This is a genomic window from Providencia sp. JUb39 (genome assembly GCF_012272845.1).
GTDB classification, from domain to species: domain Bacteria; phylum Pseudomonadota; class Gammaproteobacteria; order Enterobacterales; family Enterobacteriaceae; genus Providencia; species Providencia lanzhouensis.
In genome coordinates, this window is the sequence record NZ_JAAWXD020000001.1 from 916,150 (window position 1) to 929,309 (window position 13,160).

Annotated in this window: 13 protein-coding genes; 2 read left to right on the plus strand and 11 right to left on the minus strand. The window is 42.8% G+C overall.

Going from position 1 to position 13,160, the window contains the following annotated elements:
* Positions 1-60: 60 nt before the first annotated feature.
* Positions 61-978 (minus strand): (2E,6E)-farnesyl diphosphate synthase, encoded by a 918-nt coding sequence (ispA, locus tag HFU86_RS04025; protein WP_132496186.1) that lies wholly within the window; start codon positions 976-978, stop codon positions 61-63.
* Between the two features lie 3 nt (positions 979-981).
* Complete coding sequence (gene xseB, locus HFU86_RS04030; RefSeq protein WP_036953869.1) at positions 982-1,233, minus strand: exodeoxyribonuclease VII small subunit; 252 nt, start codon at positions 1,231-1,233, stop codon at positions 982-984.
* 223 nt (positions 1,234-1,456) lie between these two features.
* On the opposite strand from xseB, the gene thiI reads away from it, so the two are divergent.
* Complete coding sequence (thiI, locus tag HFU86_RS04035; RefSeq protein ID WP_187128769.1) at positions 1,457-2,908, plus strand: tRNA uracil 4-sulfurtransferase ThiI; 1,452 nt, start codon at positions 1,457-1,459, stop codon at positions 2,906-2,908.
* Positions 2,909-2,962: 54 nt separating this feature from the next.
* Here thiI and yajL read toward each other — a convergent pair whose 3' ends face one another.
* Together yajL and panE are read right to left on the minus strand one after the other, a co-directional pair.
* Positions 2,963-3,556, minus strand: a complete 594-nt coding sequence (gene yajL / locus HFU86_RS04040; RefSeq protein WP_132496187.1) for a protein deglycase YajL — start codon at positions 3,554-3,556, stop codon at positions 2,963-2,965.
* Positions 3,519-4,430 (minus strand): 2-dehydropantoate 2-reductase, encoded by a 912-nt coding sequence (gene panE, locus HFU86_RS04045; RefSeq protein WP_036953879.1) that lies wholly within the window; start codon positions 4,428-4,430, stop codon positions 3,519-3,521. Before panE ends, yajL begins: the two co-directional genes overlap by 38 nt.
* A 174-nt stretch (positions 4,431-4,604) precedes the next feature.
* Here panE and HFU86_RS04050 point away from each other — a divergent pair, with 174 nt between their 5' ends.
* Positions 4,605-5,096, plus strand: coding sequence for a YajQ family cyclic di-GMP-binding protein (locus tag HFU86_RS04050; RefSeq protein ID WP_036953882.1), 492 nt, complete (start codon positions 4,605-4,607; stop codon positions 5,094-5,096).
* Between the two features lie 76 nt (positions 5,097-5,172).
* On the opposite strand, the gene HFU86_RS04055 is transcribed toward HFU86_RS04050, so the two are convergent.
* The 7 genes from HFU86_RS04055 to HFU86_RS04085 form a co-directional block, all read right to left on the minus strand.
* The gene (locus tag HFU86_RS04055; protein ID WP_187128770.1) at positions 5,173-6,534 is read right to left on the minus strand and encodes an MFS transporter; all 1,362 of its coding nucleotides are present in this window, start codon (positions 6,532-6,534) and stop codon (positions 5,173-5,175) included.
* Positions 6,535-6,949: 415 nt separating this feature from the next.
* Positions 6,950-7,837 carry a heme o synthase gene (gene cyoE / locus HFU86_RS04060; protein ID WP_036953887.1) on the minus strand — a complete coding sequence of 296 codons (888 nt, stop codon included), beginning with the start codon at positions 7,835-7,837 and terminating at the stop codon, positions 6,950-6,952.
* 12 nt (positions 7,838-7,849) lie between these two features.
* On the minus strand, positions 7,850-8,182 hold the full coding sequence (locus tag HFU86_RS04065; protein WP_006657209.1) for a cytochrome o ubiquinol oxidase subunit IV: 333 nt from the start codon (positions 8,180-8,182) through the stop codon (positions 7,850-7,852).
* Entirely contained in the window at positions 8,183-8,797 is a 615-nt protein-coding gene (locus HFU86_RS04070) for a cytochrome o ubiquinol oxidase subunit III (protein WP_036953890.1), read from the minus strand.
* Complete coding sequence (gene cyoB / locus HFU86_RS04075; RefSeq protein ID WP_036953892.1) at positions 8,787-10,778, minus strand: cytochrome o ubiquinol oxidase subunit I; 1,992 nt, start codon at positions 10,776-10,778, stop codon at positions 8,787-8,789. The genes HFU86_RS04070 and cyoB overlap by 11 nt, the downstream gene beginning before the upstream one ends.
* A gap of 4 nt (positions 10,779-10,782) precedes the next feature.
* Positions 10,783-11,775 carry a cytochrome o ubiquinol oxidase subunit II gene (gene cyoA, locus HFU86_RS04080; protein WP_036953895.1) on the minus strand — a complete coding sequence of 331 codons (993 nt, stop codon included), beginning with the start codon at positions 11,773-11,775 and terminating at the stop codon, positions 10,783-10,785.
* A gap of 426 nt (positions 11,776-12,201) precedes the next feature.
* On the minus strand, positions 12,202-12,975 hold the full coding sequence (locus tag HFU86_RS04085; RefSeq protein ID WP_132496189.1) for a nucleoside-specific channel-forming Tsx family protein: 774 nt from the start codon (positions 12,973-12,975) through the stop codon (positions 12,202-12,204).
* Positions 12,976-13,160: the final 185 nt, after the last annotated feature.

The window sequence follows — 13,160 nt, forward strand, 5'->3', positions numbered from 1 at the left end:
ACTCAGGTAATCAATGTTATAATTATCGGTCTTATCTATACCAAAAGGCAAAGCATATTGTTAGCTTTTGCGCTCAATGACAAAATTGGCTAAAGCTCTCAATAACTCAGTATTGTAACCTTGAGATTGCAATGATTCTAAAGCCGCGATCGCATCTTGATAGAGCTCTTTGGCTTTTTGTTGGGCAGCTTCAAGACCTAACAGTGATGGATAAGTGCTTTTTTCATGTTGTTCATCAGCACCTTGGCGTTTGCCTGTCACTGCGCTGTCTCCGATGACGTCTAGAATATCGTCTTGAACTTGAAAGGCAAGCCCAATAGATTCGGCGTATTTATCTAAACTAGCTAATACTTGATGACCTTTATGACCTGCGGCATAGGCGCCGAGACGAATAGCGGCTCGAATTAATGCGCCAGTTTTATGCTGGTGGATACGCTCGAGCGAAATTAGATCAACGCGCTTGCCTTCAGCATCAAGATCCAATGCTTGTCCACCGCACATCCCCGCTAAACCGCTGGCATAAGCCAGTTCTGCAATCATCGCAATACGGTCTTTATCGGACACATCAGGCATAGGGGCGCTGGAGAGTAATTGGAATGCGAATGTTTGTAAGGCATCTCCCGCGAGTACGGCATTACCTTCACCAAACTTTATGTGGCAAGTTGGTTGCCCGCGGCGCAGGTCATCGTCATCCATGGCAGGTAAATCGTCATGGATCAGCGAATAAGCATGAATGCATTCTACAGCGGCAGCGGGCGCATCTAAGTTATCAAGGCTAACGCCCAGCATTTCACCGACGGCATACGTTAAGAAAGGGCGTAAGCGTTTACCACCAAGTAAAGTGCCATATTTCATGGCTTGCGCTAATGGCAAATCAGCAAAAGGGAGCGCATCTAATGAGGTTAATAAGTATTGATTAACTCTGTCATGAGCTTGGCGTTGCTGGCGCACAAAGGTGTCAGGGTGTTGTTCGGACATAATTTATTCTGTATCAGGTGAGAAATCGTCGAGGGCTTTATTTTCGTCATCGCTCAGCAAAATTTGTACACGTTGTTCTGCTTGCTGGAGGACTTTTTGACCTTGCTTAGCAATTTGGACGCCTCGCTCAAATTCGTTTAAGGCATCTTCCAAAGGCAGCTCTCCAGATTCTAGGCGAGCGACAATTTGCTCAAGCTCTTGAAGGGAGTTTTCAAAACTAACAGTGGGAACTTGCTGAGATTTTTCTTTAGCCATAATCGTTAATCACTAATGTTAAATCACTTAAAAGTGGGGGGAACTTTAATTATTGTGCAGACTAACTTAGTCTCGCAATGGTTACAATTTATTATTGGTGTTTTTAGATTCAGTACGCAAGATAGTGCTATAATACGCCTCTTTATTGACAACTGGTAAAGTGCACGACAGTCACTTTTTCGCAACGTCCGTTTGCCCCACTAACCAAGAACATGCCACGACTATGAAGTTTATTATTAAGTTATTCCCAGAAATCACTATCAAAAGCCAAACAGTTAGACTCCGTTTTATTAAAATTCTAACCAGTAATATCCGCAATGTATTGAAGAGTCTTGGCGAAGAGATCTCGGTTGTCCGTAATTGGGATAACATTGAAGTGCGTGTTAAAGGGGAATCAAAGCACGACGAAATTTGTGACATGCTGAGCCGTATTCCCGGTATCCACCACATCTTAGAAGTCGAAGAGAAGCCTTTCACCAGTTTACACCATATTTTTGAAATGACACTGGAAGCCTACGGGGCATCGGTGGAGAACAAAACGTTCTGTGTGCGAGTGAAGCGCCGTGGTAAACACGAGTTTTCATCCATTGATGCAGAGCGTTATATCGGCGGCGGCTTAAATCAGCATATTGCCTCTGCAAAAGTGAAACTGAAAGATCCTGATACCACCGTACATCTGGAAATTGAAGATGATAATTTGATCCTCGTGAAAGCGCGTATCGAAGGGATCGGCGGCTTCCCAATTGGTACACAAGAAGATGTACTGTCACTGATTTCAGGTGGTTTTGACTCTGGGGTTTCCAGCTATATGTTAATGCGCCGTGGTTGCCGAGTGCATTACTGCTTCTTTAACCTCGGTGGCGCAGCCCATGAAATTGGCGTGAAGCAAATTGCTCACTATTTATGGAACCGCTTTGGTAGCTCCCATAAAGTGCGTTTTATTGCCGTTAACTTTGAACCTGTTGTGGCTGAGATTTTAGAGAAAGTCGATGACGGTCAAATGGGCGTTGTATTAAAACGTATGATGGTACGTGCGGCTTCCAAAGTCGCTGAGCGTTACGGCGTTCAGGCTATCGTAACGGGTGAAGCATTGGGACAGGTTTCTAGCCAAACGCTGACTAACTTACGTTTAATTGATAATGCGTCAGACACCTTAGTGTTACGTCCGTTGATCTCTCATGATAAAGAACACATCATCAAATTAGCCCGTCAAATTGGTACGGAAGATTTTGCGAAAACTATGCCGGAATATTGCGGTGTGATTTCGAAAAGCCCAACTGTGAAAGCGGTGAAAGCGCGTATTGAAGCGGAAGAAGAGAACTTTGATTTTGGTATCTTAGAGTCTGTCGTTGAGCAGGCACAAAACATTGATATTCGCCAGATTGCGCAAGAAAGTCTTGAGAAAGTACCTGAAGTTGAGATGGTTAGCCAACTTTCGGCAGATAATGAAGTTATCTTAGATATTCGCTCAATCGATGAGTTTGAAGATAAGCCATTGAAGGTCGAAGGAATTGAAATTAAACATATTCCATTCTACAAACTGGGCACGCAATTTAGTGATTTACCAAAAGAGAAAACGTACCTGTTGTATTGCGACCGTGGTGTAATGAGCCGTCTGCAAGCATTGTACTTGAAAGAGCAAGGCTTTGAGAATATTAAGGTTTATCGCCCGTAAGTTGTCAGGTGATATTGAACAAAAAAGCGAGCTGATTAGCTCGCTTTTTTGTTTCTAATCTTCTAGATAATCATTAATGCCCGGTGGCAAAACGAGTTGTGAGGCGACATTGGCAGCGGTTTCTCGCCCTTGCAATAATTCAATCAATTTCAGTGCAAAGTCAAAGGCTGTTGCAGGGCCTTGGCTAGTCAGTAAATTCACTCGCTCATCAAAATAGACGCGCTTATCGACCCATTTATGGGCTGGAATTTTATCCCGCATGCTTGGAAAACCAGTCATGTTTCCGAGAGGAAATAGCTGGTGGTATTCCAAAACTAATGCAGGGGCGGCACAAATGGCTGCCACAATTTTTCCATCTAAATGCATGCGCCTGACTTTCTCAACCACCAGTGGGCTATCACGAAAAGCTTCTGCACCGGCTAGACCACCGGGTAACACGATGGCGTCAAAAGGTTCGTCCGCAACGCGGATGATGGGCAGGTCAGCAACGAGTTTAATACCTCGAGATGCGGTTATCTCTAACGCTCCGTCTTCCGTCACACTGGCTAATGTCACCTGTATTCCGGCACGAACCAGTAAATCGGCAGTAGTGACGGTTTCAATTTCTTCACTACCATTGGCGATGCATATCAGCACGGAGGTTGTCATAACTTTGTTCTCTATTTTTAATTAAGTGGTACAAACGGTCATTCTCAGGGGTAGCTAAGCCATGAGCTCGGGCTTTTTTGATTAAAAAACCCGTGATGTAATCAATTTCAGTTCTGCGATGATGACGCACATCTTGCAGCATGGATGAATAGTTTTCTGAGGTTTGATGGATAATGTCATAGACGCGCTCAGTCATCTCTTCTTTATCTGTATGCAATCCCTCGGCAACCATCACTTGGCAGCATTCATCTATGACCCGAACAATCTGTTCTGGATAGTGAATGATTTGCCCATTGGTACAATTGTGTTCCGTGGAAAGCGGGTTTATCACGCAATTAACGACCAGTTTTCGCCAAATAGTATTGAGGATTTGATTATGCCATGCCACATCCGGTAGGGCTTCATGCAAAATATTGGCGATAGGGTAATAAGCTTCTGCTTGAGAGTTGACGGCGCCGATATGAGTGATACCGCTAGCAATATGAAAAACTTGGTTGTTATCTTGCCATGCCGCATGAGTTGTGACCCCACTCAAAAATGGATGGCGTAATGTGCCTAACTCTTCCAATGTGCCTAATCCGTTATGCAGTAGGAGAATAGGGCTAGTTTCAGGAATAATGGGCAGCAGGGGCAATAAGGCATCCGAAACTTGCCATGCTTTCAAACAGACGATCACTAATTCGCTTGTGTGTAGGTGCTGATGATTATTGCAAGGAATTAATTCGCGGAAAATTTTATCGTCAGGTCCATTAACATCAACAAATAAGTCGGATTGAGCAACTCGCAGCCATCCTTGAACATCGTGTCCTTGTGAGGAGAGGGCGGCTAGCCAAAGTTTACCAATAGCACCACAGCCAATCAGGGTTATTTTCATCAATTTTCCCTACTATCTGAGAGCGGTTGATTTGGATTAATAACTATTATCATAGCGATTTTAATAGGATATCCAAATAATTAGTTATGTTATACAAGTGAGACAATCTGACAACATGGAGTGTCATGGGCAAATAAGCTATTATAAGCCGATTGATTATAGGAGAGCGTTAAAATGCCATCATTTGATATTGTATCTGAAGTTGAAATGAGTGAAGTCCGCAATGCGGTAGAAAATGCTCAGCGCGAACTTACTAGCCGTTGGGATTTTAAAAACATCACTGCAAGCTTTGAACTGAACGATAAAAATGAGTCTATCAAAGTGACCAGTGAATCCGATTTCCAAGTTTTACAACTGCTTGATATTTTAAGAGAGAAAATGGCAAAACGGGGAATTGATGGCGCAGTGCTGAATGTCCCTGAAGATATTGTACATAGTGGTAAAACTTACAGCGTGGAAGTGACTTTAAAACAAGGCATTGAAGCGAGTATGGCGAAGAAAGTTGTTAAGCTGATTAAAGACAGCAAGTTGAAAGTGCAGGCGCAAATTCAAGGTGAACAAGTGCGTGTAACGGGCAAAGCGCGAGATGATTTGCAAGCTGTTATGGCGTTAGTCCGTGGCGGCAATTTAGGTCAACCATTCCAGTTCAATAACTTCCGCGACTAATTGATAAGCGTGTTTTAGTTATTGAAAATAGCCCGCGATATTGCGGGCTATTTGTTATTTATAAGATTACATATGATTAAGCATGAACAATGGCTTCAAGCTCTGCTCGGTTAACCACTTTTTTATCAATCTTGATATAAATACTCATCTCTTCAGCAATCACAACCACATCAAGCACACCGTTCATGGCTTTTAACTGTTCTTGAAGCTTACTGATATTTTTAAAACGATGCGGGAGAACCATGCGAATACTGCTGACGTAAGGCGGTTGTTTCATGGTTAAGCTGATAATGAACCAGATAACGCAAAGTAGTAATCCGCCGATAAATACGGTGCTGGCCCCTTCAAATTTATACAACCAGCCGCCCAGAATTCCGCCTAAGGCTACTCCTAGAAATTGGCTGGTGGAGTAGACGCCCATGGCTGTACCTTTATATCCGGCAGGCGCTTCTTTACTGATCAGGGACGGTAAAATGGCTTCCATCACGTTAAATGCAATAAAGAACAGTTGGATCCCTAAGAAGATAATCCAAAGTTGGCGACCTGATTGCCATAAAACAATTTCCGCAGCCGCTAAGAGCAAAATGCAGAACAGGAAAACCTGCTTCATTTTGCGCTGTTTTTCCGCGTAAATAATAAAAGGAAGTACGCAAACAAAGGCGACTAACATGGTGACTAAATACGCTTTCCAGTGATCTTTTGCCAAGTAACCGGCATCGGCCATTATCAAGGGGAGGGCGACAAAGCTGGACATTAACAGTGTATGTAGGCTTAAAATCCCAACATTCAGCTTGAGAAGTTGAGAGTTAAGTAAAACGGCTTTTAAATTGCTTTTAACAAAAGCAGATTCACGGTTTACAACATGGTGAGTGTTATTAGGTACCACAAAGAGAGTCACGAAAATAGCGCCGACGGCTAATAAAGTGATCCCCCAAAATAAACCGCTTAAACCAACGGCATGGGTCACAATCGGTCCTAAAACTAAGGCAATAGCAAACGTTACGCCAAAGCTTATACCTAAAAATGCCATCGCTTTTGTACGATTTTGTTCACGGGTCAAATCCGATAACAAAGCCATAACGGCAGCAGAGATAGCGCCAGCTCCCTGTAAAGCTCGACCAATAATAATGCCCCAAATAGAATCGCTTAATGCGGCAATGACGCTGCCCATAATAAATATCAGCAACCCAAAAATAATCAGTGGTTTGCGACCAATACGGTCAGACATTAAACCAAAAGGAATTTGAAAAACAGCTTGGCTAAGCCCATAAATACCAATCGCCAAACCAATCAAAAACTCGTTAGCGCCCTGTAAATGCATCCCATAGCTGGTGAGGATCGGGAGCACCATAAACATGCCGAGCATGCGAAGGGAGAATACGGATCCTAGTCCCCAAGTGGCGCGGAGTTCTAAAGCTGTCATTTTATTATCGTTCATAAAAATACTCGTTATATTTTGAGCTGTAGCGGTGTTGGCTACGCTCACTAACCCAGGTCACATACTGGTGTATGTTCCTAGGGATTAGCTCCTTGCCGACAATACTCGTCATATTTCGAGCTGTAGCGGTGTTGGCTACGTTCACTAACCCAAGTCACATACTGATGTATGCTCCTAGGGATTAGCTTCACTTGCCGCCTTGCTACAACACGAACTATTTTGAGTATTTAATTCTTTATATATTTAAAGATAAATCAGTGAGTTATGTTTTTTTATATAAAAGCATTGGCTTATTGATAACAGGCGGCTATTTAACCATAAAAATCATCACAAAAATATTCGCAGACAAAGAAAAACGGCGGGAAGTTTGCACTCCCCGCCGTTTGAACACATTTATTGTCAATGATGCAATAAATTATCGGACTAACGCTATAACAGTATCGCTTGTAACGGTTGGGTCAACTGACATCATCACGCTTAGCGAAGTAATCGCTACGATGGAGAAGATGAACAGCTTACGCGCCCAAACTCGGTCGTCATTTTCGGTTTTGAAACCAGAAATTGCCATACCAAGCCACCATAAGCTAACCGCAGCGCCGACAACCAGGTATTTATAGCCCGCGTATCCGCTAATCGCTAACATTAATGTTGCGACCATAAACGCAAGGATATACAAGAAAATATGAGTCTTAGCGACAGATATGCCCTTGATCACCGGTAACACAGGAATGTTTGCGGCTTTGTAATCCTTAAAGCGGAAAATTGCGATAGCATATGAGTGCGGCATCTGCCACAAGCTGAATATTAACAGCAGGATTAAGGCTCCAGCGTCAAATTCATTTGTAACAGCGCAGTAGCCGATAACCGGTGGTGCTGCGCCAGATAGGCTGCCAATCAACGTGCCATATACTGACTTACGCTTCATGTACAGGCTATACACGCCCACGTACACAATGAAACCAATGAGTGCAAGTAGCATTGCCAGTGCATTGGCTGCTACGAGTAGCAGCACCATACCAGCAATACCTAATGCAGCAGCGTAAATCAGGCTAACTTTCGGGTCAATCAGCCCTTTAACTAAAGGGCGATTCTTGGTTCTTTCCATGATACGGTCAATATCACGGTCGATGTAGTTGTTAAATACACAACCAGAAGCCACGACCAATGATACACCCAGCAAAGTCGCAATAAACAGCGGGTAGTCAATTGACCCTTTAGAGGCCAGCAGAAAACCGCCGATCACAGAAATCAGATTTCCGAATATAATTCCTGGTTTGGTCACTTGCAGGTATTGCTTAAACATATCGGCAACTCTTTAGTCGAGCATCATATTGATGTTCAGGTTGTACATAATCCACAGAGAGCCAATAACAACGATACCGATGATTAGCATAGTGAACAGGAATGCAATCAGGTTCCAGCGCTCATCTGATGATGTATTCATGTGTAAGAAACAAACAAGGTGCACAAGGATTTGCACAACAGCCATTCCAACAACAGTTGCTAGAATAACGCCTTGTGAAGCTGTTCCATTCATCACCATCCAGAAAGGAATTACAGTCAGGATAACTGACAGAATAAAGCCAATCAGGTATGTCTTAACGCTACCGTGGCTTGCTCCAGTATGAGCATCTTTTGCATGACTCATTTAAATAGCCCCCAGAAGATAAACAACGGTAAATACACAGATCCAAACAACATCTAAGAAGTGCCAGAACAGGCTCAGGCAGTTCAGACGGGTTTTGTTAACCGCAGTCAGACCACGACGACAGTTTTGGATAATCATCAGAATGATCCAAACCAGACCACAAGTTACGTGGATACCGTGAGTCGCAACTAATGCGAAGAAAGCAGATAAGAAGCCACTGCGATCTGGGCCGTAGCCTTCAGCGATCAGTTCGTGGAACTCATAAACTTCCATAACAACGAAGCCAAGACCAAATAAGAAAGTAATGAACAGCCATAAGTTAACGGCAGCCACTTTCTCTTTGTGCATTGCAATCATTGCAAAACCGTAGGTGATACTACTGAATAACAGTAAGAATGTTTCACCTAATACGAACTGCAAACTAAAGATGTCTTTACCAGCAGGACCGCCAGCAGTGCCATCAGATAAAACCACGTAAGTTGCAAACAAGCTAGCAAACAGGATCAGGTCACTCATTAAGTAGATCCAGAATCCGAATACTTTTGTTGCACCCGCATCGTGGTGCCCATGCTCTGCATGGGCTACATTATGATTAGTCATTGTATTAGTTGACATCGTTCACACCTGCCTTACGTAATTCTTCAAAGTGCTTATTCTCGATTTGTTCGATTTCAGCCACAGGTACGTAGTAATCAACATCTTCGTCGAAGCTTTTTGCAATCCAAGTAACAATCATGCCACCGAAACCAACGATTGCCAGCCACCAGATGTGCCAGATCATTGCGAAACCAAAAATCAAGCTAAATGCAGCGATGATAACGCCAGCGCCTGTATTTTTCGGCATATGAATTTCTTCATATGAAGTAGGTTTCTTATGAGCGATACCTTTCTCTTTCATATCCCACCAAGCATCGCGAGTTTGAATCTGTGGTTCAACAGCGAAGTTGTAGAATGGTGCCGGAGAAGAAGTTGCCCACTCCAGAGTACGTCCACCCCATGGGTCACCGGTTAAATCACGGTTTTCATGACGGTCACGGATACTCACGATAATTTGGATAACTTGGCAAGCAATACCCAGAGCAATCAGACCAGCACCACACGCAGCTGCAACCAGCATACCGTGATAGGTTGGATCAATATTTTGGCTCAGACGACGGGTCATACCCATAAAGCCAAGGATATATAACGGCATGAATGCTAAGAAGAAACCAGTGATCCAGAACCAGAAGGCACGAACACCCCATTTCTCATTTAGCGTGAAGCCGTAAGCTTTCGGGAACCAGTAAGTCATACCAGCGAAGCATCCAAATACCACACCACCGATAATAACGTTATGGAAGTGAGCAATCAGGAACAGGCTGTTGTGCAGAACGAAGTTCGCACCTGGAACCGCTAACAGAACACCAGTCATACCACCCACGGAGAAGGTGATGATAAAACCGATAGTCCATAACATTGGTGATTTGAACTCGATACGACCTTGGTACATGGTGAACAGCCAGTTGAAGATCTTAACCCCTGTAGGGATTGCGATAATCATTGTAGCGATACCAAAGAAGGCGTTAACGTTCGCACCTGAACCCATCGTAAAGAAGTGGTGTAACCAAACGATGAAGGACATAACGGTGATAACGATGGTTGCCCACACTAATGAGGTATAACCAAACAAACGCTTTTTCGAGAAGGTTGCTGCAATTTCTGAGAACACACCGAACACTGGCAGAACAAGAATATACACCTCAGGGTGACCCCATGCCCAAATCAGGTTGATGTACATCATCATGTTGCCGCCCATATCGTTAGTGAAGAAATGGGTGCCCAGATAACGGTCTAATGTCAGTAACGTGATGGTCACTGTCAGAATTGGGAATGCTGCAATAATCAGGATGTTGGTACAGAATGCTGCCCAGCTAAATACTGGCATTTTCATCATCGACATACCCGGTGCACGCATGCGGATAATGGTCGCGAAGAAGTTAACACCTGTTAATAGCGTACCAATACCGGATATCTGGAGACTCCATATCCAATAATCGACCCCGACCCCCGGGTTGTACTCCAAGCCGGACAGAGGAGGGTATGCTAACCAACCAGTTTGTGCGAATTCACCTACCCCTAATGAGATGTTGATTAATACAACACCCACTACGAAGAACCAGAAGCTCAGGGAGTTAAGGAATGGGAATGCAACGTCACGGGCACCAATTTGCAGAGGAACAACTAAGTTCATCAGACCAACAACAAATGGAGTTGCCATGAAGAAAATCATGATAACGCCGTGCGCTGTAAAGATCTGATCATAGTGGTGAGGGTTTAAGAAACCTTCTTGACCCGCTGAAGCCAGCACTTGCTGACCACGCATCATGATAGCATCCGCGAATCCACGGAATAACATCACCATCGCAACGATGATGTACATAATACCAATTTTTTTATGGTCAACAGACGTTAACCACTCTTTCCACAGCCATTTCCATTTTCCGAAATAGGTGATTGCACCAACTAAGCCAAGTCCACCGAGGACAATGGCAATCAGTGTAATAACGATAATCGGTTCATGAAGTGGAACTGCGTCCAGTGTTAATTTTCCAAACATGCCCTTATTCCTCAGCGCCTGCATGAGCGTTATGGCTCATATGCATTGAATGACCTGTAGATTCTTGCGCTTGAGCAGTGTTGCCCATGTGCATAGAATGATTTGCTTCATTATTCGCATCTACAGGAGCGTGACCTTTATGGTGCTCATGACCAAACTTCATAATGATGTCTTCATAAAGTTTAGGTTTCACGCTAGAGAAGTAGGTAACAGGAACGTTCATGCTAGGTTTAGCAACTTCGTCGAATGCCTGCATCGTATCCATAGTTTTTGGTGATGCTTTTACTTTCTGTACCCACTCATCGAAGCCTTGGCGATCTGCTGTAGCAATAGCATTAAACTTCATATCTGAGAATCCGTGACCGCTATAGCTTGCTGAGAAGCCTTTATAGGTACCTGGTTCGTTAGCGATTAAGTGAAGTTTTGTCTGCATACCCGCCATCGCGTAGATCTGTCCACCTAAAGATGGGATGAAGAATGAGTTCATCACAGAATCAGACGTGATTTTGAAGTTTACAGGAACACCAGTAGGGAATGCGATTTCATTGACTGTAGCAATGCCTTGATCTGGATAGATAAAGATCCATTTCCAGTCAGCTGAAATAACTTGAATGGTAACAGGTTCCTGATCACTAACTAATGGCTGATACGGGTCCAGCTCATGAGTCGTTTTCCAAGTGATAGCACCCAGAATAATGATAATAATGATAGGAACTGTCCAGCAGACTAACTCAATTTTGTTAGAGTGAGCCCAGTTAGGACGGTAGGTAGCTGACTTATTGGATTCACGATATTTTACAGCGAAGATAATCGCCATGAAAATAACAGGAATCACAACAAGGAGCATCAAACCAATTGCAATAAGAATCAGTTCTTTTTGTTTTACGCCAACGGCGCCTTTCGGATCCATCAACACCATATCACAACCGCCTAATAATAAGGCTGCTGCAACAAGTGAGATTGCTCCAATGCTTTTTTTGTAGTTCATAAGTCTCATCCACGACCCCAAATGACAAGAATCTAATTGTCGTTTCATCAGTGCGGGCATTTTACGGTAAGGTTGTGCGAGTGTAAATGATTGTAAGGTAAAGAAACGGAATTGTTAGCTCTTTATGTTAATATGATCACATGTAAAGCTTTTGCTTCTAAAAAGTTAAAATTGCTGCTAATTATAGGTATGTTTTGATAAAACAGTATGAATACTAAATTATCTTGGTAATTTTTCAAAGAAAAATATATACAAAATTGACAAAAAAATGTGAAAACTGCTTGGATTGTTAAGATATTCCGTAGGGGAAATTACTGATTATATTGCCGATAAAGTGAAATTGGCTACTTTACCGGCAAAATAATAAAGAAAAATTGTTACATTTTTGAAATTAAAGAAAATATGTTAAAAATATAAACAATATTTCCTTAGTCACTAGAAGTTATACTTTAATGTATAAATGATTGCATCTTGGTAGAAATCATCACCTAACTTATTGTCAGCATAACGATATTGAACACCAGCAGCTAAATTTGGCGTGGCGTTCCACCAGAAAGCTAATGCGCCGTTCACGCCATCACGCCCACCGTTGCCATAACGCTCATGACGTGCAAATTCCATTTCATGCCAGTTCGTGATCATGAAATCTTCTTGGAACATTTTGAAGTTATAACCAGCAACCCAACCAACTACATAGCCGTTATTACCGGAATAATAGGTTTGGTCAACATAGTGTAAAGCCACGAAAGGTTTGAACCACAGGTCACCAATCGAGGTGTTATAGCCGATACCATAAAGTGTGTTGACTTCGTGGAAGTTGCCACCGTGTTTGTCACCCGGTAAAGACCAAGTGCCATAAACGTGGCCGTATAAGTTGAATCCAGTATCTGCGATATAGACGCGAGCTGTTGTTTTCAGCGTATAACGCTGGTTTTTGCCTGGATCTTCATGCTGTTTATTAAATGGGTTTTCAACGTCAAAGAAACCATATAATTCACCCCAATTGAAATTAGCGCCACCTTCTAATTCGAAGTAAGCGAAATCTTCCTTATGGGTTGTATTTTTAGATTTATTTTCTGTATGACGGGACCAGTCGAGATAGTTCACGTTGATATCTGCGAAACCATTCTGATACCCAAGAAAATTTTCAGCATTCGCGGTCCCTGCCAATGATGCTAGAGCAGCAGCACAGAGTAGTGTTTTTTTCATAAGACATTATTTTCGTTTATGTATTAATAAAAATTAGTTGTTACGCAAATTTTTAGCTTGTCAACTAACCATCCTCAAACATGTGAGATATTAAGCTTTCAATTTGTAATTAAAAAATCCATTTCAGAAAATAAGTGATTCAAATCACGTTTTTATCGATCTTTAAGCGATATTTGCAAGAGAGA